We start from the raw sequence: 21,933 nt of genomic DNA on the forward strand, positions 1-21,933 counted from the left end.
CGCGGGGTCTGCTCCGCAGACACGACGCGCCGCCGCTACGCGGCGGAAGATCCGGAGCGCTCCGCGCTCCGCCGGCCCTCCGGGCCGGGTCTCGAATCGCTCCGCGATTCGGCCTGCCGGAATTCGCTCCGCGAATTCCGGGTGAAATCCGCTCCGCGGCTTTCACTAAGAGCGGCAGCTAGCGGCGGAAGTCGCGGTCTGCTGGTGAACATCTGTCAATTCTGGTTTCTCTAAGAGAATTGACAGATGTTCAGTTCTATGCCGCGAATCCGACGGCGGATACGTATTCGTATTGTCCCCATTGGGAGCCGAGGTCCACGATGACATCCACCCATGCATCGTCCAGCGCGCTGGTGTCCGCTGCGGCCCAGGCCCGGACGATGGCATCCCACTGGCGGATGTTGAGACTGCGGTACTCCAGCACCCGTTGGAACCGCCGATCGACCTGGGACTGGTTGAACGGATGGATCTCCACCCGGGTCCCTCCCCCACTGTTCAGCCGGCGCAGCAGGTAGCGGGCCACGTTCTGTCGGCGCACTGTGCGGTAGGCGGTTTCGATCTGCTGAAGGCTGGCGCGGGAGGGCTGTTGACGGCCGGTCAGCCAAGCCTTGATGGTGCGGTCGGTGACGGTCAGTCCGGCTTCGCGTGCCGCGGTGCGTGCGTGGTCGGATTTGGTCAGATAGTGCAGACGAGCCGTCAGGCCACGCTTTGCGGTGATCGGGGTGGCGATGAAACCGGCGAGCTGGTCGAGTTGGCGGGCGACGGCTTCGCTGCCCTTGATGCCCTGGGCCCCGTAATGACCGAAATCATGTGTCCTCTCCGGCATTGCAGGGCTCTCATTCCTCGATGATCTGTTTCCTCCATAATACCGGAACTCCCTTGTTCTCGCGGTGTTTTGGGCTTCTGTCGCAGCCTTGATCGCGGGGTGTGCTTTCGGGATTGGTGGGGTTCTTCGCAGGCCGGGTGTGAGAGGTGTTGTCCAGGGTTCTTGTCTCTGTCGGCGTGGAAGGGGGGCGGCGGGGGCGTTTGCTGTAGCAGAATGAAAGTGTGTGAGTTGGTTTCAGAGTGTGGGTGCTCTCCGGGGCTCCGTGTTGGTGAGGCGGGAGGCAGGGGCCGGTGCAGCCGTTGATGCCGCATCAGAGGAATGGTTGTGAGGCGGTCGTCCGGGCGCTGGAAGCGCCGGCCGGTGGCGGCGAGGGTGGGCTGCGGGCGCAGGTGCGGATGGCGTGTGGGACGGGCAAGACGCGGCTTGCGGCGGAGGTGGCCAACCGGGTGGCCGCTGGCGGGCGTGTGCTGGTGGTGGAGCCGACGCTGGAGTTGGTGAAGCAGAGCCTGCTCGCGTTCCGCCGTGACGGTGGCCGGCGGGGTGCCATGGCCGTGGTGTGTTCCCTCGGTGCGGGGGATCCGGTTCTCGCCTCGTGCGGTGTGCCGTCGACGACGAGTCCGGCTCAACTGGCGTGGTGGTGGCGTCAGTTGGAGCGGCAGGGGCATCGGGCGTGGACGGTGTTCACCACGTATGCCTCTGTGCCCGCTATTGCTGAGGCCCACGCTCTGGTGGTGCCGGGTATCCCGGCGCTGCCTGTGTGGGACCTGCTCATCACCGATGAGGCGCACCGTAGTGCGGGGACTACCACGTGGGCGTTGGTGAACGAGCAGGGTGCGGTGCCGGCTCGGCGGAGGCTCGCGCTCACTGCAACCCCGCGGATCTGGAGCACCCTGCCACACCGGACTGTCGGCGGCGCCGGGGTGGCCTGGGTTGCTGGTTCGGAGAGCGCTGGCGGGAAGCGCATCGGGTACGACGGTGGCGGGGAGGTTTTGGGCGGGGGCTTCGAGCATGGGAGCGAGAGCGGGGCGCGGCGGGATGCTGGCGATGCCTGGGTGCGGGTGCCGGCCGGGGGCGGTGAGCGACCGCTGGCCTCGATGGATAACCCGGCCTGGTTCGGGCCCGTGGCCTTCGAACTCACCTTGCAGCAGGCCCAGGCCGATGGTCTGGTTGCGCGGTTTCAGATCGTGGTGGCTGAGGTCGACGACCCTGTTCTGCAGGAAGCTGTTGTGGTCGAGGGGCGGGCTGGTGAGAGGGCGCGGGGGTTGTATCTCGCCGCTCAGCAGACCGCGTTGTTGAAGGCCGCTTGCCAGTACGGGTTGAAGCGGGTTTTGGCGTACGCGAACCGGGTCGAGGATGCCGAGGCCTTTGCCGTCACGCTGTCTGAGCAGGCCAGGCGGCTGCGGGAGGCGGGCGTGGCTGTACCGGGTCGCGTGGGAGCTGCAGCGTTGTCCGCCGGGAACACTGCCGACGAGAGGTACACCGTCCTGCACGAACAACTGGGGCAGGGGCGGGGCGCGGACGGGTGGGCAGTCGATCTGAGCGTGGTGACGTCCGTGCGCTTGCTCGGGGAAGGGGTTGATGTCCCGGTCGTCGATTCGGTCGCCTTCATCGACCCCCGAGCCGGGGCCATTGACCTGGTCCAGTGCGTCGGACGTGCTCTGCGCATCCCTGCTGAGCAGCGGGCCCAGGCGCAGCAGGCCGAGCGCGGTGGGTGTTCGGGCTCGTCGGCGGGGCTGGCGGAGAAGGTCGCCACAATCGTGGTTCCTGTCGTGCATCTTGAGCCGGGTAGCCGGGCGGATCTGTATGGTCCCGCCTGGGACCCTCTCCTGGCTCTATTGCGTGCGTTGCGTTCTCACAGCGAGACGCTGATCGACCAAATCGCTACCCCGCGCGTCCCCCATCGGCAGGGGGCGGGTGTGAGGGAGGGGGGCGAGGGTGCAGGGACCGGGGGTGGCGGCCGGGGTGGGGTACTTCGGTTTGTGCTGGCCGAGCGGGCGCCCGAAGAGATCGCCCGATGGGTGCAGCTACGCGTGCGCGAGGGGCTGGGGGACGACCAGGCGCGTGCCCTTGACGTCGCCCGTCGGTACCGGGGCCGTACGGGGCATCTGAAGGTCCCGCGCGGCCACTGTGAAGGCGGTGTCCTGCTTGGGGTGCAGGTCGGGGCCTGGCGCAAGGCGTATCGGGCCGGCGGGCTCGATCCGTATGTTGCCGAGCAGTTGGAAGAGCTCGGCATTGAGTGGGCGCCCCGCGAAGACGCCTGGCAGGAGGTGTGGCGGGCCATTGAGGTGTATGCCGTCCGGCACCGTCATCTCCTGCCTCGTCGCGACGAGACCGTCGAGGTTGGTGGGGTGGTGCATGGGATCGGCAGGATCATGACTGACTGCCGACGAGACTCCTTCCGTCAGCGGTGGCCTGGGCGCGTCGGCGGTCTTGATGCGCTTGGGGTGCCGTGGCGCACGGCCGGGCCGTGGAACGCCGGGTGGCAACGTCATCTCTCGTTGATTGACCTCTACTTGGGTGACGGCGGCCATGCCGGCGAACTCCTGGCAGGCACACGCCGCTACGGCGGCGAAGACCTCGGGAAATGGGTCGCGGGACAGCTCGCCCGGTGGATGTCGCTGCGGCCCGAGCAGCAGGACGAGCTCCGTCGGCGTGGTATCGGCTTCACCTCGACCGGGGCGGGCGCAGGTATCGAGGTAGCCGGCACCGCGCAGAACACGCTCCAAGGCCTCGGCGCTGGAAGTGGGAACGCCAGTAAGGGGCAGTCGCGAGTGGCGGGGCGCAGACGCAGCCGGGGTGAACGCTTCCAGCTGCTCGTCGAGGCTGCTCGGCGTCACCTCGACCATGTCGGGCCGCTCGTCGACGAGTATGGCCGCCACATCGTCGACCCCACGCACACGGTGACCATCGACGGTATCGAGATCCGGCTCCGCCAGCGTCTGCACACCGCCCGCCAACGCCGCACCGGCCTCGACACCGGGCAGCTGGGGCAACTCGCCGAACTCGGCCTCAACTGGGCTCGCGAAGAACATCTGGAACGCAGTGGCGAGAGCGCCACGTAGGACTCGGGCGTGATGTCTGCCCTAGGTCAGGCCGCCTCATGCCGGTGCGGCTGTTGGCGGAGCCTGTGTGGTGTTCCCTCACTGGCTTCGCTGCTGGTTGCTGTGGCGGCAAGGCCGAAGATGTCGTCCAAGCGGTGCGCTCCTCTGGTGTTCACCAGGTAGTAGGAGCCGGGATGGGCTCGGTGGGCATGGCAGTTGTAGTAGGCGACTTCGGCTGTGTGGTGCGCCGCCGGTGCCGCGCCGCACCCGTGAATGCGCCCGCGCCCAAGCCCAACCGTGCCAGCCACGAACGGCTCAGCGGCCGGGGCGGCTCCCGGCTCGTGCTGGATCACTGCCTGGAGACTCTGTTGCGCAAGCCCGGGGCCTTTCCGGGCTCGACGCCACTGGAACAGGCCCGCTCTGCGGCCCGGTTCGACTCTGACACGCCGGACAGGACTCTGGCAGCGCTGCGTTCATTCCCGTTCTGGAGAAGATCTGGGACCGCGACTTGATCGGACGCCCACGCTCTCACCCCGAGGGGGTCGCCGACGACAAGTCCTACGCCTCCCATGGCAACCGCGCCGACGGCAGGACGCGGCCGGCAGCCGGGGGGTGCTCAGCCGATGGCGAACTGGACTCCGGCGCCGCCGATGAGCCAGGTGGGGGTGTGGCCCAGGCTGCACCAGGCCTTGGCTGCGTAGACACCCTGAACCGCCGAACCGCCGGGCAGCGATCTTCACAACCGGTACCCCAGGCACTGCTCAGAGCTATTCGAGAGTGGCCCGGAGTCACCTCACCGGCGTTCACCCTTCATTTCCGGGCCCTTGAATGTCCTTCCCGCTCGGATCACGGTGCGGACGTCGAGCAGTCTCTCCAGCTCCTGCAGGGGATTGCCGGGCACTGCGATGAGGTCGGCGTCGTAGCCGACGGCGATCCTCCCCTTGCGTTCGGCCAGCCCACACGCCTGTGCGGCGAGGGAGGTAACCGAAGCCAGAGCCTCGGTGCTGGTGAGGCCGAGGGAGCCGAAGTGGATGACGCCGTACGGGAGCACGCCGTGGGGCTTGCGGGGGCCGGCTCCGGCATCAGAACAGCAGACCAGCCGCGCTCCCTCGCGATGCATCCGCGCGAAATTCTCGGCGCGCTGCGCCACGCGCTCGGCCATGTGCGGTGCGACCATCGCGCCTGTCGGCAGCCAGGCTTCGGTGGCGCCGATGAAGATGCCTGCCTCCACCGCGGCTGCGACGATCTTCCAGTCAGGCTCGACACCGTCCTCGGTGAAGAACGAGGCGTGCTCGAGGCCGTCGACGCCGGCCGCGACGGCATCGGCCATGCCCTGTCGGCCGTGCGCATGCGCGGTGACTGGCTTGCCGTGTGCATGGGCGGCCCGGGTCACCGCGGCCAGTTCGTCACGTGAGTACTGCGACTGGTGCGGTCCCCATCCGGGAGTGGTCACACCGCCGGTTGCCATGACCTTGACCACGTCGACGTCGCGGGCGATGCGCTCCTCGACTGCGGCTTCCAGGGCGGCGATGCCGTCGGCTTCACCGCCAAGGAACCAGCAATGTCCGCGAGTTCGTGTGATGGGCGGCCCGGCGGCGACGATCTCCGGGCCCGTCTCCGTTCCTGCCGCGTAGCGGTCCCGGAGCGATGCAGCGAGAAAGTGACGGTCGCCGAGGTCTCGCACGGTCGTGACGCCCGCCTCCAGTTGCTGCCCGGCGTGGGCGCGCATACGTGACAGGGTGGCCTGGTCGTCCTCGTCCGCCATCGCCTGCTTCGACCGGTCGTCGGGGTCGAAGGCGAGGTGTACGTGGGAGTCGATGAGCCCGGGCAGCAGCGTGGCATCACCGAGATCCACAACGGGCAGATCCGCGGAGGGGACCGCCCCTGTCATATCGACACCGGCGATGCGTGAATCCTCAATGAGCACCAGCGGGCGCCCCGCTCGCAACGCATGTCCGTCGAACAGCCGCGCAGCGCGGACCGCCCAGGTTCTCTGGCCCTGTATGTATTGTTGTGCGCCGCTGGAAACCACCCGGATGTGCCCCTTCATAACTAAGTAGCCGCTAACTGAAGCGACCGTTTACCGATGCTGCGACCACCGGTGAATGTGCGAAGGCTCGCGCGATCCGTGACAGCCAAACAGTCTCGCTGGCCAGATCGTCGCCACCATAGAGTTCGGAGGAAACGGGATGGTCGCTGCTGGTGCTTGAATTGATTGGAACGGAGCTTCCGTCCAGTTTGGCCTTGAGCGCCACCTTCAGCTGGGCTGCTTCAACCACGGCCCGTAGCTCATTGCCAACTAATCCGGCTTCTCTGCCCAGTTCGGCTGCCCGCACGGCGGTCTCAGGATTCATGTAGGGGCGCAGTGCGATCTGTCCGTCGCGGATCTCGATGGCCCGGCGGTACAAGCGATAGTTCAGATTGGGCAGGGTCGAAGTTGGGGGATGCAGAACGATCTCGGGTAGTTCTTGATGCATCGCGAGCCATAAAGGTGCAAGGCTGCGGTAGGCGCGGTAATTGTTCCACCAGGTATACAGGGCCGAAAGGCGAGGGCCCCAGGAAGGCATGGTGAGGCCACCGACTATGAGTGGTATGCCGATTCCTGCACCTAGCACGGTCAGCACTTCCCACTCCAGTGGGCGGAGGTCGAATTGTACGCTGGCGATGGCCGAGGCTCGGTTTACAAAGTTGATCGAATAGATCAGTGCACCCGCAGCGGTGAGGCGTAAGCCGCGGCGCAGCCATGGTTCCCCCGCGACTTTGGCGTATCTCCAGCACAGGCGAGCGATCTCGAAAAGTGCTATCAGCAAGGCTCCTACGTAGAGGAGCGAGTATGCGGCTACCACGGGCCGGTGAATGTTCTGCAGAAGATAGTGCGTTGAGCGCCCTGACGCCTCGGAAGAGGCCACGATCCACAGCGACAGCATGGCTAGCATCATGATCACGGCGATGGAAATTCGCCACTGGGCTTTCGGCCATGCCCGTTCGGGTTCGTGTGCCCAGAACAGGAGCACGAGGAGTACTGCGGTGCTGAAGACCACGCCGCCGAGGAGGTGTATGGCCAGTGCTGCTATGTCAGATATGCCTGACTGCCGGTCGACGGCCCGAGCTATTTCGGGGGTTGCGAGCGCGAAGGCCGTGCCCTTTAAGGCGAAAGCGGCCAATAGTGCGAGCAGCGCTGGATCGCGCCGCCCCGGTTTCAGGCCGCGGCATTTGTAGAAGAACGCCGCCCAGCATAAGGCGGCGAGCAGAGGGAAGACGATGCTCTTGGCTCCGGTCACAGCAGCTCCAAAGGCAGGTAGGTTGGAACCGGGTTGCCTTCATGATGCTCTGGTCGGGGAGTTCTTCAGTGAGCGCTCAATCCGTGCGGCGGTCCCGACGGTCCCGGGGGGTACTGTCCAGGTGCGTTCGGGCGGGCAGCGATCGGCTCGCCCAAGGATCAGCGAGGCCGTGATCTCGGCCTCTTCCTCCTGTACATCGGAGTAGGTGGTACGGCGGAATATGTCGCGCAGCAGCTCTGGACCGAGGCCTGGGAACAGCTGGTTCATGGTGGCCTCGTCGAGTTCGCCAGTGCCGCGATGGCAGCAAATCATGTGTGCCAGTTCGTGGGCGATGATGTGCTCCTGGTGAAGTTTGCTGGTGTTGGCCTCGTAAACGATGTAGTCGGCATTGTTGGCGGCTATCCACAGTCCGCAGGGATCGGGCGCCTGCATTGCCGCGGGGATGAGATGGATCGGGCGCCCTCGTTGCCGACCGAGGTGTTCGCACAGCATCCGGATGTCAGGCGTCTCTGGAAGCTCCAGGCTCGCCAGTCTTTTCCGGCAGCTCTCCAGCAGCTGTGCCGACCTTTTACGCTGTGCCTGGTGAACATGTCTGGAGGATTTAGCCATGGTCTACCGCCACTCGCTCCCTTACTGAATTCATGATGGAAGATCGTCGGGGCGCATATGGGATGCGTTATCGGATTCGTGGGTGGCGCTCATGACGGTGTACCAGCAAGCGCTGCACCCTTCTGATGGTCTCGTCGGCTTCTGGTGTAGGACGGTTCAGCTCTGCCGGAGCCCGTTCGGCACCCTGGAGAATCAGTGAGGCGATCATTTCTGCCTCTTTTTCTTCCGGGGTGCTGTAGTGGGTGCGCTGCAGAATTCTTTCGACCATGTTCGGGTTCAGGGTTGGCATGAGCAGGCGTGACGTCTCGTCGGTCATAACTGCCGCAGTGGTGTGGCCGCACAGAAGATGGCCGAGCTCATGGACGATGATGTGTTCCTGGTGGAATGGACTGGCCTGTTTCTCATAGAAGATGTAGTAATTGGTGGCCGTGGACACCCACAGCCCGCAAGGGCTGCCTGCGGGCATCGCGAGAGCCTTCAATTGGATTGGGCGGCCCTGCTGTTGCGCGATGTTTTGGCACAGAGCATGCACGTCGAACGGGCTCGGTATATCCAGGCTGCGGATGAGAGCCTTGCACCGGCGGTGCAAGCCATACAGGCTCACGCATCCTCCCCATTTCTCTCATCGGGCGCCGTGCCGCCAGATGAGGGTGATCGCTTCCTGTCTTGTGTTTCCCTGTTTGTGAGACAGCGATCTGGCGCGTCCTGGGGCAGCCCCTCCAGTTCGCGGACTCGCTCGATCACTTCGCTGATCGAGTGCAAACTCTTGGATGACAGGCCGGCTGCTCGTAATGCGACGCTCTGCACGCCTGTGTCCTTGAGTGCGACGAGCAGCCCCAGGTCTGCGCTGACGTCCGCTGCCACCTGCTCATCGAAGAAATACGCCGCAGGCACTCCGAAAAAGTCCGCTATCCCCTGCAAATGCCGCATTGTAGGGTTGTCCCGCTGGCCTTTGCGTAGCAGCCAGACATAGCTGCTGGAGATCGATACTCCGCTTGCCGTGATGGCCTGGGCTACTTCCTCTGTGCTGTACGGCCCGCGTCCGGGTGGGACGACTGTCCGGAACAAGTGCTCGAGCTTGCTGGCCAGCGTGTGCCCCGCCGGACCGTGTTCGCTGTCCATAGCCGTCTCCGTTCTGGCCTGTGAGCTGCGCTCCGGTGCGACGGGCAACCGCGGTGACGCTTGCATCAGTTGACGGCGCGCATACGCCGGCAGTGGTGTCCGTCACCGCCAGTCACTCAACTAGCGTAAGGGAAACCGCCTTTGAGTTCCATCATGAGTCGAAGAACGTGAGTGCAGGGTCACCTCTGCCCCGGCGCCGGGCTGGTGGCGGGGCGGCTTCTTCATCGCCGAAGGCCACGTCGGCCGTCTCCCGTGAACAGTGTGTCCTTGAGGAGTGCCGCAGTTCGCGCGAGGCGGTCGGGGTCGGTGAAGGCGTGTCGATGAAGGCCCGCATGCGGGCGTCCTCATGGACGTTGAAGCCGTCCCAGGTCAGTACGCGTGGGCCGCCGAGCAGCCGGTGGGCTGCGATCAGCAGATCGCGGTCATCGGTCCGGGTGAAGCCGCGGCGCCTGGCTTCCTTGCGGTCGCCGTGCCGCTGGGGCCGGTAGAGCAGGCGGGAGCATGCGCCGTGCCGGTAGCAGGCCAGTGCGGCGACGGAGATGCGCCGCCGGGACCGGCCACGCACCTGGATCACCGGTGTGTGGCCGCGTTTGGCCCAGGTGCGGGTGGTGGGCGGCGTCATCGAGAAACCGGCCTCGTCCTCAAAGGCGATCCAGCCCCCGAGCGCCGCCGCGGCGCTTCCGCCTGCGGCCTCGTGTCCTTCACCCAGCCGGTGACCACGTCCTCATCGCGATCCGGCGCCCGCCGTGCCGGCCATTGGCGGCTGAACCCGTGGCGGTGCAACATCTGCGCGATGGCCGACAGGGTGAGGGTCTGGTGGAACCGGCGCCCGATGAGCGTCTTGGTCCGGGCCAAAGTCCACGTCCGGTCCTTCCAGCCGTGGGCAACCGGCCCTTTGGCCAACTCCGCCTCCAGGGCGGCGAATCGGGCCTCGCTCAGCTTGGGGCGGGCTGCCGGCCCCGAGCTGGCCCCTTGGAACGCAGGCTCTGGTCCCCGCCGTCCCGCCAGGTCCTGCGCCAGCGCCGCACCGAGCGGACACTGACGCGGAGTTGCTTCGCCACCTGCGTGTCGTCCTGTCCGGAGGCGAACAACTCGGCCGCCCGCGTGGGGATGTGCTCGCGAACGGCAACCAACACCTGTCAGCCCCTCTACGGCATCGCGGCAGCAAGGTCAGTGACCGGGGAGCGCCAGGTTCACCGGCTGCTGGCTGACCCCGCGTTCGGCGGCGGCCCGCTTGTTCGTTCCGCCCTCGGCACACCGCAGCACGATCTTCGCGCGGAGGGCCAGGTGCTGCGCGCTCTTCGCCCGCCTCGCCCACCGTGTCAGCCCGGCCGGCTCCGCAGCGGACAAGACGACTTCAACAGCGCAAGGCCCCGCGAGAGAGAAAGACGCTGGCTACTTGCGCCTCTGGTCTCCGGTGCACGCTAGAGCGAGGGGTCGGTGGACAGGCCCTCCAGCTCGCGCACCCGCTTGATCACCTCAGCGATCGAGCTCAGGCTCTCGGGGGAGAGACCTGCCGCGCGCAGGGCCACGTCTTGTACTCCGGCACCACGCAGCGCGACGAGGAGCGCGAGTTCCTCGTCGACGCTTCGGGATGTCTCATCGTCGAAGAAGTACGCCGGCGGGACGCCGAAGAATTTCGCCAGCGCTTCCAGATGGCGCAGGGTCGGGTTGTCCCGCTGCCCCTTGCGCAACAGCCAGATGTAACTTCCGGAAATCGAGACCCCGGTCGCAGTGATCGCCTGTGCAGCCTCTTCTGTGCTGTACGGCTCGCGTCCCGCCGGAACCACGGTGCGGAACAGGTGATTGAGCTTGTCGGCGAGGGTGCGCTTCGGCGAAGCGGTGGCATCGGGCATGGCTACCCCTCCCTCGCGACGAGCACCGCCATCGTAGCAGCACACTGGTGTGGATGCCTGGAGGAGTTGAAATGCACACCAGTTGACAGCTCCGAGGGGGCCGACCTAGCCTCCCACTGTCGCCAGCTCTTCTGATGTATCAATCGTCATCCCTTCAGTTCGCTCATGAGTCGAAGGCCGGGTGGCATCGCCTCCGCTCACAAGCGTCTCCTTCGCCGCTGAGAGAGGGACTCTATGTCGTCCGACGACACCTCCGCCAAGGCCGCACCCGGCGCTTCAGCCAAGAAGCCCGCACCCGCCCTGGGGGCCGAGCGGCTGCTGATCGTGGGAACGGGCGCTCTGGCCGTGATGCATCTTCCGTTCTGGATGAACTGGCTGCATGTGAACTACCCCGATCTGGATGTCCAGTTGGCCCTCACGCGCAGCGCTGAGCGCTTCGTGAGCCGCGAGGGGCTCACTGTCATGGGCAGCCGCGAAGTCATCGCGGACGTGTGGCCGGACCAGCCGGAGACCAGCGCCCTGCACGTACGCCTCGCCGACTGGCCGGATGCCGTCGCCGTCTACCCCGCAGGCATGGACTTCATCTCCCGGATGGCCGCGGGAGCCGCCAACACTCCCGTCCTCATGGCGCTGCAGTGCACCCGCGCCCCCGTGGTCATAGCCCCCTCGCTGCCGCCCCACGCGGAACTCAACCCTGCCCTGCAGGACAACCTGCGCCGCCTGGGCGAGCGGCCCAACACCAGCGTCGCCCCAGGACAGCCGGGCCGCAGCTCCACCAGCGGGGACAAGGTCCTCATGGCACCCCCGCTCTGGGCCGTGCTCAGGCTCCTGGAACAGCAGCGGCAGGCCATGGCCGCACCCGCCGAGCCGGCCACCGCCCGCGAGCCCGTCAGGGCTGACGCGCCAGCTACGACCTGAGCGGCACGGGACCTCTGCCGCACCGTATCGGCCCCCGACCCCGGATGGTTTCCTGTGTTCGAGTTCCAGCAGCTCTACTGTCTTGCCGACCCGGTCTTCTACGACGACGTGGCGCGCTGGCGCGAAGGCCGCGGATACTTACCCGACGCCCGCCCGGCCCTCGCCGAGCGGGCCGTGCCACAGGGCTGGTCGCGAGACGACCGCGGCTTCTGGGTGGTCATGCGGCCAGACCGTCATGTCATGCCCGAGCAGGGCTGGAAGGTGCACGTCTCGGCAACGCTGGACAACGCCGACCGGCTCGCGGAAACCGTCTGGGACTACTGCGTGGCGCACGGCATCGCGTTCAAGTACCTGGGCAGCCGCAACACCCATCTCGCGCTCAACTTCAAGTACGCCCCCCGTGGCGCCAGCGGCAAGATGATGACCATCTACCCGCAGGACGAAGACGAGCTCCGGCGTCTGCTGGAAGACCTCGGCGGGCAACTCGAAGGAGCAGAGGGGCCGTACATCCTCAGCGATCTGCGCTGGGAGCAGGGACCGCTCTACGTCCGCTACGGCGCGTTCCGCGACATGCACTGCCTCGATGCGACCGGCCGGCAGGTGAAGGCCTACCGCGCCCCCGACGGAAGACTGGAGCCCGACCGCAGGGGACCCGTCTTCGCCCCGCCGTCCTGGGCGCGCCTGCCCCCCTTCCTGGAAGCACAACTGGCCGCCCGCAAGGGGGGCGGGGGCGAGCACCCCTACCGGGTGCGCAGGGCTCTGCACTTCTCCAACGGCGGCGGCGTGTACGAGGCCGAGCGCACCACGGACGGACGCACCGTGGTGCTCAAGGAGGCGCGACCGCACGCGGGACTCGACCGCCACCAAGAAGACGCCGTACGCCGCCTGCAACGCGAACACTGGGCCCTGACCCGCCTGCAGGGCGTGTCCTGCGTCCCGCAATGCCTCGACTACTTCGTCATCAGCGGACACCACTTCCTGGCGCAGGACTTCGTCGCCGGCCAGCCCCTGACGGAATGGACGGCGTGCAACAGCCCCTGGCTGCTGCGCGAGAACCCCACCGCGCCGCCCGACGCGGACAGCCTGAAGCGCTTCACCGAGCGCGCGCTGCGCGTGTGCGACGCCGTGGCGAAGGCCGTCGAGGAACTCCACGCGGCCGGCGTCGTCTTCGGCGACCTCCACCCGGGCAACGTGATGGTCCAGGACGACGACTCCGTGCGCCTGATCGACTTCGAGTTCGCCCGTGACATCACCGAGCGCGCCTATCAGCCCGGTCTCGGCGCAACCGGGTTCGCCAGCCGCGGCAAGCGCGGCGCGGATATCGACTGGCACGGCCTGGCGGCAGTGCGCATCGGGGCCTTCGTCCTGCTCAATTCCCTGACCCGGCTCACCCACGCCAAGACCCAGGAACTGGTCCGCATCATCGAGGACGGTTTCCCTGTTCCGCCCGGCTGGGGCGCCGACATCCTGTCCGAGCTCGACGTTGCACACGAACGCATCGACCTCCCCGCGGCCTGTGCGGGACCGCTGCGCGTACCACTGGATGAGAAGGTCACTGACTGGGAGCCGGTCTGTTCCTCCATGGCGCGGGCCATCGTGCGCTCGGCCACTCCCGACCGGACAGACCGGCTCTTTCCCGGAGACCCCGAGCAGTTCGCCACGGAGGCCGGCGGACACGGATTCGCCCATGGCGCCGCCGGTGTCCTGTGGGCCCTGGCCGCCTCGGGGCAGGGCCGCTTCCCGCACTTCGAGCAGTGGCTGGTGGACGGTGCGCGGACATTGCGCGAACCGGGCCCCGGCTTCTACGAGGGCGCCTCCGGCATCGCCTACGCCCTCGACGAGCTCGGCTACTCGGACACGGCCCTGGACCTGATGGAACGGCACGTCCTGGACGCCGAGCTGCCACGGGCTCCAGGCCTGCACTCGGGGCTGAGCGGCATCGCCCTGAACCTGCAGCACCTGGGCGAACGGCACGCCCTGGCCGCCTATCTGGAACGGGCCACCGCCCTCACCGAGCAGGTCGCCGCCGCCATCGGCTCCGCCACGCGCTCCGGCGAGCGGCATGAGGCCGGGCTGCTGCACGGCTGGTCGGGAGCCGCCCTGCTGATGCTGCGCCGCCACCAATACGACGGCGACGAGCGGTACTTGGACCTTGCCGTGCGGGCGCTCCGCCTCGACCTGGACTCCTTGGTGACCCAGTCTGACGGCTCCCTGCAGTACGAGGAGCCCGGCGTGCGCACCCTCGGCTACCTCGACACGGGCAGTGCGGGCATCGCCCTGGTCGCCCACGAGGTCCTGCAGCACCACGCGGACGCCCGCCTCGCCGAGAGCCTGCCCCAACTGGTACGCGCGTGCTCACCCGAGTATGTCGTCCAGTCCTCGCTGTTCCGAGGGCGCGCGGGACTGCTCGCCACCGTGGCCCGCATCGGCGCGCAGGAGAGCGGCCCGAACCCGCGCTCCCTGGCCGAGCGGCACCTCCAGCGCCTGCACTGGCATGCCATCCCCTACCACGGGGAGGCGGCCTTCCCCGGAGTGAAGAATCTGCGGCTCTCGATGGACCTGGCCACGGGCACGGCCGGCGTCCTGCTGGCCGTGTCAGCGGCCACCTCGGCCGCCCCCTTCCTGCCCTTCACCGAGAGCAGGTCCGTCGACGCGTGAGCAGGTGCAGCCGTAGGGGGCTGCACCTGCTCAAGGCCGGGGATCGGCGCCATGACGTCCCCCGAACTGGCCATTTCATCGTGCCACGCACCAGCCTCCCGCGACAGAGCCCGGCTCTCCTACGCCCGTGCCACGAAGATATGAGGAAGCGTGACATCCACCATCCGGCCTCCCACCCACCCGCCTGTCAACAGCCCGACCAGTGGGCTTGGTGCACCGACTGGAATCGTCGGTAGCGCCGCCATGGCCCCTGGCCGGTCCCTGTCCCCTCACGTGCTGGCCCCGGGCCTGGACACGAGCGATGAAGAAATCGCCCCACGAAGAAAGGGCATGCGCAGCCGTCGCTGCCGGGAACAAGGCGTGCGCTCCTGGCAGTCGTGCGTCGCCGCGGCGCGCATTGCGCTCAAGCGGGCACGGGCACGCCCGGCCGATGCCGACGTCATCATCGTGGCCGCCTTCACGCCCGGCCAGCCGCTTGCCTCAACGGTCCTGACGATGGAAGAGCAGCTCGGCGCGGGCCGGGACCGGCCGCTGGACAGCCACCAGGCGGCCCGCGCGGGCGGAGCCTGCGGACCGCTGCCCGCCAGCCGCCTGCTGAGGACCGACGGCCTCGAGGCCATCCTGGTCATCGGCGCGGAAACCCTCCCGCGCATCACCGATCCGGAAGACCGATGTACGAGCGTGTCCTTCGAGGACGCCGCCAGGGCCACCGCCGTGCAAAGAACCCCGCCCGGTACCGGCCCGCTGTCGTGGGACTCGAAGCCTTCCTGCGGCATGCCCATCCCCCCAGGCGGCAGCGGCCGAGACGCTACCGCCACCACCGTCTGCGCCACATCGCCCCTGGCGTTCTCGACCGCCTCCTGCGCGAGCTGGCCGCGCAGGGAAGCGCCCTGCCCGGGTGATTCCGCTGCGCCATCGCCCAGCGCGATCACGTCGCGTTGGCGCGCTGTCCAGCAGGGACCACAAAAACGTTCCACTCGGGCGCAGCCAAGGCCTCGGGGAGGCCGGCGGCACCCGGAATCACGCGGCAGAGCTGCCCTGCGGCCCTGCCGCGTGACACCAGACCGGCACATGATCGCCCCTGGCGGCTTGCGCTGCCCGGGGGCGCTGGCGCCTGAGGACTTGCGCCGCGATCGTGGCGCGCCCGGCATCAGGACAAGGGCGAGTGGGCCAAGGTCACCGTGCGGCTGCGACGGGGCGTGCACGCCGTCTCCGCCGCCGAGCCGGCACTCCCCCAAGCCGCCGCCGAGATAGGCGACGTGGCGGGTACGTCATGCCCAGCATCAACCGGGTCGAGCACTGCTCACCGGCTCTGGGCTTCGCCCGCCTTTGCACGCAAGATGCGGGGGCCCGATTCAACTGTCCCGGCTGCAACACCTGAGCGGGCAGCGGAGCTTATCAAGCACCAATGAAACCTCCCCCCTTCAGCCTTTTCCGGTGCGTCAATTCAGGTGTCCGCCGGTAATTCCGCATGCCCGAATTCGAGAAATTCCATGACGGATTCGATTTTTCAGATAATCTCGCACACGTGCTTGACTCTCCGAATCCCGACTCCTAGATTCTTACCTGTCGGCGAACGGCCCTGAAGGGAAAGGAGTTGAAATGTCAGCCTTAGAAAAGCATGCGGTTTCGCTGTTTCACTGTCTGCCGCAGACGGCGAAGAAGCCAGGGAGCTTTTTCCATGCGCCATCCGTGAGGATGAGGACAGTCTGCGATCTCGCGGCTGACTCCCGCAGGCCACGCCCGCCGTCAGCACGTGCCACCGAGCCGTCCCCGGGAGGCGCGGATGAAAAAGAACCCGGGAACCATCGCCATGATGACCGCGCACCGCGTGGAGCGGGCGTTCGGCGCACGCGGCCACTGTCCCGCGTCCGCCCCTCCCGGCACCCCCAGGACCCGCGCGCCGCGCCGGCCGAACCGGCCTGAAGCGCAGCCGCCACCGACCCCACCGGGCCCCGCCCGGATGGGGCACCCCCAAGCGGGGGCCGCCAATCCGAGCGGCCTCACCGATACCCAGAAAGGAGGTATGGCCATGGACCTGACCAACATTCTCGAGCTGCAGGGCGAGGAGATCGTCGCCGAGGGCGTCGAGCTTCCGGCCAGCACCGGCAGCAGCACCTGCTGAAGCTGATCGCCGCTCGAAGCGGTGACTTGGGTGTGTGGACGCGGAGATGCGCCATGTCGTCCGCGTCCACACACCACCCCCTGAAAAAATAATCAGATCCGTGTTGATGCCGCGGCCCAGAGCGAGTGCGCCGAGGCGCTTGAGTGACGGGCTGCCGCTCTCGACGGCGGCTCCATTCCGGAGCGGAAGCCCCAGGTCGGCAATAGAGGAGCGGGCATGACCGGAAGTGAAACAGGCAGGCCGGTTCAACCGGAATTCGCATTCATTCCCGTGGTTTCCGTGGCGGATGAGGAAATGCTCGACAGAGCGATTTCCCAGCCCTTCTCCTACGTGTCCACGGAGGGACCGGTATGGCGCACCGCAGCCGGGCGACGGCGCGTCGTACAGGACGAGCGCTCCTCACATCTCATCGTCCGGGTCTCGGACCAGGTGGTCGGCGCGGTGACCTGGTCCCCCGGCCAGACCCCGGGATTCTTCCGGCTGAACGTCACCTCGTGCGACGACGCGGCGTGGACGCCCCGGTTGGCCGAGCTCTCGATCGGGCGGGCGATGTCCTTCCTGCTGCGCGCCCGTGAGGCCAGGCGGGTGGAACTGCTGGTCGCCACCTACAACGAGGTGCTGCTCGACTACCTCGCCACGCACTCCGCCTTCGAGATAGAGGGCGTTTTGAAGGACCGTTTCTTCATCGACGGACGGTACTGGCCGGCCGTCGTCTGCTGCGCGGACCTCGCTGCCTTTCCGATCGGGGAACGGCCGGACGGGATGCACCGCGAGGAGCTCCTGCGCCGCGTCCGCAAGAAGACCCTCCAAGACCTCACGGTGTCCCACGACGGCACGTCGTGGGCGGTATGAGGAGGAAACACCATGGCTCCCCCCACGTGATGGATCCGCGGGGCACCGAGAGCGCCGCCGAGGGCGCGGAGCTGTCCGCGAGTACGTCCAGCGACGGCCGCTGACCCCGGCGCGGGTCGGTGTATCACCCTACGAGAGGAGACCTCGTGCCCAGATGGGGACTCGCCCCGGTCAGTCCGCGCAGTGTCAGCCTGGCTCTGCCCGACCGGGTCGTCACCAACGCCGAACTGTGCGAGGTGCTGGACACCACGCCGGAGTGGATCGAGGAGAAGACCGGTATCCGGGAGCGGCGGTTCCTCGGAGACAACGACAACATCACCGAGCTCGCGGTCGAGTCGGCCGACAGGGCGCTTGCGCTCGCCGGGCTCGAGGCCAGGGACGTCGACGTTCTCGTCGTGGCGAGTACGACCCCTGATTGGCTGATGCCCTCGCTCGGCGTCATCATCGCGGACCGGCTGGGCATCGCCAGCCCGCGGATCGTGGACATCACCCAGCACGCCTGCGCGTCCTCCGTGTACGCGATCTACACCGCGGCGTGCCTCGTGCAGGAGCCGGGATTGGAGAACGCCCTCGTCGTCTGTGCCGAAGGCTTCTCCCGCGCCACCGGCCCGTACGACCGGACCACCCGCATCTTCTTCGGTGATGCCGCGGCGGCCGCGGTGTTCAGCAAGACCGAGGCGTCCGCGGGGCTGCTCAGCTACGACCTCGGCAACGCCTTCTCCGACGCCGTCCACATGGCATCGCCCTCGCAGCTGGCCCACGAGCGTGCCGTGATCGGGCGTGAACTGCACAGCCAGTACCTGCAGATGGACGGCCGGGTCGTGCTGCGGGAGGCCTCCACCCGGGTTCCCAAGTCGATTGCCGAGACCCTGGCCGCGGCCGGTGTCGAGGTGCCGGACGTCAGCGGGTTCGCCCTGCACCAGGCCAGCGCCAGGCTGGTGCGGCTCATCGGGCACGCGGTGGGCTCGGACCCGGACCGGGTGGCCGTCACCGCCGACGCTCTCGGCAACACCGGCGCCGCCTCGCCGCTCACCGCCCTGCGCAGGCTCGCCGTCGACGGCCGGGCCGGACAGGGCGACCTCATCGTGCTGGGGGCCATCGGCGCCGGGTTCCTGTGGGGCTCGATGTGTTTCAAGCTGCCGAACGACATCAGTGTGGAGTGACCGTGGAAAAACTGCGTGAGGTTTTCGTCTCGATGTTCGAGGACCGGGTGGGCGATCACGGCCCGGCTGACGACACCGTCGTCTTCGGCAGCGAGAGCACCTACGGCCTGGAGTCGATGGACACCCTGCGTTTCGTGTCGGCGTTGCTTCCGCTCTACGGGGACAGGGTCTACGACCTGAAGGTCGAGGGCATCACCACGCTCCAGGCCCTGCACGAACAGCTCGCAGGCGAGTGGCGCAAGCCATGAAAGGTCTGCTGTGCGAGCTGCATCCGCTCTCCGAGGCCGAGTTGGGCACGGTGGCTCAGTGGCTGGGCGCCACGGAGTGCGAGGCACTGTTGCGAGGAACGTCCAGCATGCTGGTCCGGCAGTCCCGGTATGCGGCCGTCGAAGCCGACGGGGGACGCGCCGCGCTGGTCACGGACACCAGGGGCACCGTTGTGGGGCTCGTCCACTGGTGGCGCCTTGGGGAGGGCGTGTACGAGGTCGGCGGCGCGACGGGTGAACAGCGCCTGTGGGGAACGGGGATCGGCATCGAGGCGGCCGTGCTGCTGGTCGACTACCTCTTCGACGTCATGAACTGCCGCCGTGTCGAGTTCACGGCCGGTCTCCACAACGACGCCACGCTGAACCTGGCGCTCAGCGACGGCGACGGCCTGCCGTTCGAAGCGGTGTGCCGCGACTACTTCCAGACGGCACACGGCACCGTGCCGGCCGTCAAGACGGCCCTCACCAGACAAGAGTACGAACGGCCGTATCCGCACTACCAGCCTCGCGTCGGTCGCCGGCTGGACCGTGGGCGGCTGGCGGAGCGCGCCGAAGCCATGGCACAGCGTATCGACATCCGCGTCATCGCGGACCGTGTGAGCGGAGAAGGATGATGGGCGAAACGGAAGCGGCGGCCTACCGCAACGTGCTGGTCGTCGGCGGCACGAGCGGTCTGGGGCAGGCGGTGGCGTGCGAGTTCGCGCCGCTGGCGGAACGGGTGCATCTGACCTACCACGACCGGCGCGACGCGGCCGAGAAGACGGCCGCCGCGGTCTGCGAGCACGGCGGGACACCGGTCGTCCACCAGCTGACCCTGCCCGACCCCGACCCCCGGGCCACGAGCGTGCGCCGGCTGCTCGGCGACATCACCCCGTGCGACGTGGTCGTGAACTGCGCAGTCACCAATCACGCCGCCGTGGCCACCGTTTCCAACGCGGAGCAGTTCAAATCGGTCATCGACGCCAATATCTTCGGCGCCTACCAGGTCAGCTCGGTCGGTGCGCAGGCGATGGCCGCGACCGGCGGCGGCAGCGTGGTGAACGTGTCGTCGATCCTCACCAAGCGCTACATCGTGGGGGCGATCGGATACATCACCAGCAAGGCGGCCATCGAGGCGCTGACACGGGGATTCGCCCGCGAGTGGGGCAAGCTCGGGGTCCGGTGCACGGCCGTCTCACCCGGCCCCATCAGGGACAGCGGGCAGCTGAGCACCGTCCCCCCGGAGGCCCTCGAGGAGATCATGGGCGGCCCCGACTACATGGAGCGGCTGCTGGCGCCCCGCCGGGTGGCTTCGGTCATCCGGCAGATCACCGGCCCCGACTTCTGCGCGGTGAACGGCGAAGTCATCGTCGTCGACGACGGGTTCTCGCTGTGATCGGCACCGGCGCCTACATCTTTCCGTCCCAGGTCTTCCTCGACGCGGACATGCGCCAACGCTGTCTGGAGTCGAAAGCGCTGCGGATCCTGCTGGACCTGGCCAGTGACACGCTCTCCATGGACTTCCGCGCCATCTTGCGCGACGGCACGGAGGAGGAGGCGAACGACCCCCGCTTCCGCCGCCCGCTGATCAACATCATGGGAATCGCCGGCTACCGGGAGGAGGTGCGCCGGCGGGACATGCAACCCGTCTGCGTCACCGGCATCAGCCTGGGATACCTCAGCGCGGCCGCGGCCGCGGGCTGGGTGTCGCTGGAGGACATCGTGCGGATGTCCAACACCATGGCCGCGATAGAGATCGAAGCCTTCGGCCCCACCGACTACCGCAGCGTCTTCTTCTACAACGGCGATCACGTCAAGGTGTTCGACGCACTGCGCGCCGACGGCATGGAATCCCTGCTCCACATGTCGGTCGTGGTCTCGGGCAACCAGTTCATCGCGGCCTGCCGCGAGTCGGACATCGACGCGATGAAGCCGGCGCTGATGCGGGCCGGCGCCCTGTTCAAGGTGATTCCCTACAGCTTCCCGGGGCACTGCGACCTGATGGGCGACGTGCAGGAGTCGTTCACCAAGGAGTGGACGTTCAAGGACCCTTTCGGCAATACGACGGTTCCGCTGGTCAGCATCAACGACTGCCGCCCCTACACCAGTGGTGAGGCCGTCTGGCAGTTGACGAAGGAGCAGTACACCGCGGTCCTTGACTGGCGCGGCGTGCTCGACTACCTGCACGGCCTGGAGCTGGACTCCTACGTGGTGCTGGAGCCCTCCGGTTTCGTGGTGAAGTCCATGAAGCTGGACCCGGCGTGCGGGCTGCGGCCCGAAGTCGGCGGGGTTCTCGATGGCGTCTGAGCGGGCCCTCGTCCTGCCCGGGCTGGTGCCGCTCACCGAGTCCGCCGTATCCGCCGTCCTGGACCGGCGCGACGGCCACCTCGAACTCGCCGCCCGCAGCTGCCGGTTCGACCCCGACGAGGTGGACCGGGACCAGGGCAGCACCGGTCTGGCCTCCACCGTGCACGAGGCGCTGCTCGCCGTGGCGGTGATCCGGCGGACGGAGCGGGAGAACGGCCGCTGGGCGGCGTACGGGGGGATGAGCGCGGGCTGCCTGCCCGCGCTGCTGGCCGCAGGCGCGATCACCGAGGAGACCTGTTTCCAGCTCATCTGGGAGATCAACTCCCGGCAGATCGCCGCGAACCGGGTGCGCCGCAGCGGCTCCACGCTGACGGTCCTCGCCTCATCGCAGGGAGACGCGCGCCGGCTGACCGAGGCGCTGCGGATGCGCGAGGAGTCCGCCTGGCTCTCGGTCGACCTGGGCAGCGGCCTGGTAGCGGTGAGCATGCGCAACACCGAGCCGGAGACGATCGGCCCGCTGCTCAACAAGCTCGGAGTGTCCGTCATGGACACCATCGACCGGGCCGAGCACTGCCCCTACGCGGTGCCTGGGCCGCAGGAGTTCACCGATCTCCTCAAGGAGAGGGAGTTCCGCACCGCGGAGGCGGCCGTGGTCTCTCCGCTCACCGGCAAGCCGGTGGAGAACTCCCCGGACGCGTTCCGGCGGATGCTCGTGGAGCAGTGGTTCGACACGGCGAGCCTGCCTCGGCTCGTCGAGGGCCTGTGCGGCGTCGACCGGGTGCGTGCCGTGGACCTGGTCGCCCCGGAGAAGTCGGTCTACGTGGCCTGTACGCGCAGGCTGCTCCAGGACCGGGCGGGGCACCGGTTCCTGCGGCTGCCGGGCTGACCGGAAGGACCCGCCCGGCACCGCGTGCCCCCCCACCCCCACAC

The 21,933-nt window shown here is 67.8% G+C and carries 22 protein-coding genes; 11 read left to right on the plus strand and 11 right to left on the minus strand.

All coding sequences use genetic code 11. From position 1 onward, the window contains the following. Window positions 1-256: 256 nt before the first annotated feature. Complete coding sequence (locus tag AB0G47_RS35410) at window positions 257-826, minus strand: transcriptional regulator (protein WP_360778417.1); 570 nt, start codon at window positions 824-826, stop codon at window positions 257-259. 290 nt (window positions 827-1,116) lie between these two features. Between AB0G47_RS35410 and AB0G47_RS35415 the strand changes: the two genes are divergently transcribed. Next, on the plus strand, window positions 1,117-3,888 hold the full coding sequence (locus AB0G47_RS35415; RefSeq protein WP_360778420.1) for a DEAD/DEAH box helicase family protein: 2,772 nt from the start codon (window positions 1,117-1,119) through the stop codon (window positions 3,886-3,888). Window positions 3,889-4,660: 772 nt separating this feature from the next. Here the strand turns inward: AB0G47_RS35415 and AB0G47_RS35420 are convergent. The 10 genes from AB0G47_RS35420 to AB0G47_RS35465 form a co-directional block, all read right to left on the minus strand. Next, the gene (locus AB0G47_RS35420; protein ID WP_360778423.1) at window positions 4,661-5,899 is read right to left on the minus strand and encodes an amidohydrolase family protein; all 1,239 of its coding nucleotides are present in this window, start codon (window positions 5,897-5,899) and stop codon (window positions 4,661-4,663) included. Window positions 5,900-5,930: 31 nt separating this feature from the next. Continuing rightward, on the minus strand, window positions 5,931-7,148 hold the full coding sequence (locus AB0G47_RS35425) for an MAB_1171c family putative transporter (RefSeq protein WP_360778426.1): 1,218 nt from the start codon (window positions 7,146-7,148) through the stop codon (window positions 5,931-5,933). Window positions 7,149-7,187: 39 nt separating this feature from the next. Beyond that, window positions 7,188-7,580: a toxin gene (locus AB0G47_RS35430; protein WP_360778429.1), complete on the minus strand. Its 393-nt coding sequence runs from the start codon at window positions 7,578-7,580 to the stop codon at window positions 7,188-7,190. A 244-nt stretch (window positions 7,581-7,824) separates the two neighbouring features. Next, the gene (locus tag AB0G47_RS35435) at window positions 7,825-8,361 is read right to left on the minus strand and encodes an ImmA/IrrE family metallo-endopeptidase (protein ID WP_360778432.1); all 537 of its coding nucleotides are present in this window, start codon (window positions 8,359-8,361) and stop codon (window positions 7,825-7,827) included. Beyond that, window positions 8,358-8,879: a helix-turn-helix domain-containing protein gene (locus tag AB0G47_RS35440; protein WP_360778435.1), complete on the minus strand. Its 522-nt coding sequence runs from the start codon at window positions 8,877-8,879 to the stop codon at window positions 8,358-8,360. Before AB0G47_RS35440 ends, AB0G47_RS35435 begins: the two co-directional genes overlap by 4 nt. Window positions 8,880-9,030: 151 nt before the next feature. After that, entirely contained in the window at window positions 9,031-9,501 is a 471-nt protein-coding gene (locus tag AB0G47_RS35445) for a hypothetical protein (protein WP_360778438.1), read from the minus strand. Then, window positions 9,498-9,782, minus strand: a complete 285-nt coding sequence (locus AB0G47_RS35450) for a winged helix-turn-helix domain-containing protein (protein ID WP_360778441.1) — start codon at window positions 9,780-9,782, stop codon at window positions 9,498-9,500. The genes AB0G47_RS35445 and AB0G47_RS35450 overlap by 4 nt, the downstream gene beginning before the upstream one ends. 32 nt (window positions 9,783-9,814) lie before the next feature. Next, complete coding sequence (locus AB0G47_RS35455; RefSeq protein ID WP_360778444.1) at window positions 9,815-10,015, minus strand: helix-turn-helix domain-containing protein; 201 nt, start codon at window positions 10,013-10,015, stop codon at window positions 9,815-9,817. Window positions 10,016-10,049: 34 nt separating this feature from the next. Further along, on the minus strand, window positions 10,050-10,229 hold the full coding sequence (locus AB0G47_RS35460) for a hypothetical protein (protein ID WP_360778447.1): 180 nt from the start codon (window positions 10,227-10,229) through the stop codon (window positions 10,050-10,052). A gap of 74 nt (window positions 10,230-10,303) precedes the next feature. Continuing rightward, window positions 10,304-10,735: a helix-turn-helix domain-containing protein gene (locus AB0G47_RS35465; protein WP_266874436.1), complete on the minus strand. Its 432-nt coding sequence runs from the start codon at window positions 10,733-10,735 to the stop codon at window positions 10,304-10,306. Window positions 10,736-10,969: 234 nt separating this feature from the next. Here AB0G47_RS35465 and AB0G47_RS35470 point away from each other — a divergent pair, with 234 nt between their 5' ends. From AB0G47_RS35470 to AB0G47_RS35515, 10 genes are all read left to right on the plus strand, one after another. Next, window positions 10,970-11,653 carry a flavoprotein gene (locus tag AB0G47_RS35470; protein WP_360778450.1) on the plus strand — a complete coding sequence of 228 codons (684 nt, stop codon included), beginning with the start codon at window positions 10,970-10,972 and terminating at the stop codon, window positions 11,651-11,653. Between the two features lie 54 nt (window positions 11,654-11,707). Further along, window positions 11,708-14,311: a class III lanthionine synthetase LanKC gene (lanKC, locus tag AB0G47_RS35475; RefSeq protein WP_360778453.1), complete on the plus strand. Its 2,604-nt coding sequence runs from the start codon at window positions 11,708-11,710 to the stop codon at window positions 14,309-14,311. Between the two features lie 495 nt (window positions 14,312-14,806). After that, on the plus strand, window positions 14,807-15,565 hold the full coding sequence (locus tag AB0G47_RS35480; protein WP_360778799.1) for a hypothetical protein: 759 nt from the start codon (window positions 14,807-14,809) through the stop codon (window positions 15,563-15,565). A 1,150-nt stretch (window positions 15,566-16,715) separates the two neighbouring features. After that, the gene (locus AB0G47_RS35485; protein ID WP_360778457.1) at window positions 16,716-17,288 is read left to right on the plus strand and encodes a hypothetical protein; all 573 of its coding nucleotides are present in this window, start codon (window positions 16,716-16,718) and stop codon (window positions 17,286-17,288) included. 146 nt (window positions 17,289-17,434) lie between these two features. Next, entirely contained in the window at window positions 17,435-18,451 is a 1,017-nt protein-coding gene (locus AB0G47_RS35490; protein ID WP_360778459.1) for a ketoacyl-ACP synthase III, read from the plus strand. A 2-nt stretch (window positions 18,452-18,453) separates the two neighbouring features. Beyond that, window positions 18,454-18,699, plus strand: coding sequence for a hypothetical protein (locus AB0G47_RS35495; protein WP_360778463.1), 246 nt, complete (start codon window positions 18,454-18,456; stop codon window positions 18,697-18,699). Continuing rightward, on the plus strand, window positions 18,696-19,331 hold the full coding sequence (locus AB0G47_RS35500) for a GNAT family protein (protein WP_360778466.1): 636 nt from the start codon (window positions 18,696-18,698) through the stop codon (window positions 19,329-19,331). Before AB0G47_RS35495 ends, AB0G47_RS35500 begins: the two co-directional genes overlap by 4 nt. Beyond that, a complete protein-coding gene (locus AB0G47_RS35505; RefSeq protein WP_360778470.1) occupies window positions 19,331-20,092 on the plus strand; it encodes an SDR family oxidoreductase in 762 nt (253 codons plus the stop codon). Before AB0G47_RS35500 ends, AB0G47_RS35505 begins: the two co-directional genes overlap by 1 nt. Beyond that, window positions 20,089-21,003 (plus strand): hypothetical protein, encoded by a 915-nt coding sequence (locus AB0G47_RS35510; RefSeq protein WP_360778473.1) that lies wholly within the window; start codon window positions 20,089-20,091, stop codon window positions 21,001-21,003. The genes AB0G47_RS35505 and AB0G47_RS35510 overlap by 4 nt, the downstream gene beginning before the upstream one ends. Then, window positions 20,993-21,889 (plus strand): hypothetical protein, encoded by an 897-nt coding sequence (locus AB0G47_RS35515; RefSeq protein WP_360778476.1) that lies wholly within the window; start codon window positions 20,993-20,995, stop codon window positions 21,887-21,889. The genes AB0G47_RS35510 and AB0G47_RS35515 overlap by 11 nt, the downstream gene beginning before the upstream one ends. Window positions 21,890-21,933 lie beyond the last annotated feature (44 nt).

The sequence above is a fragment of the Streptomyces sp. NPDC021622 genome, assembly GCF_040640795.1.
In the GTDB taxonomy this organism is placed as follows: domain Bacteria; phylum Actinomycetota; class Actinomycetes; order Streptomycetales; family Streptomycetaceae; genus Streptomyces.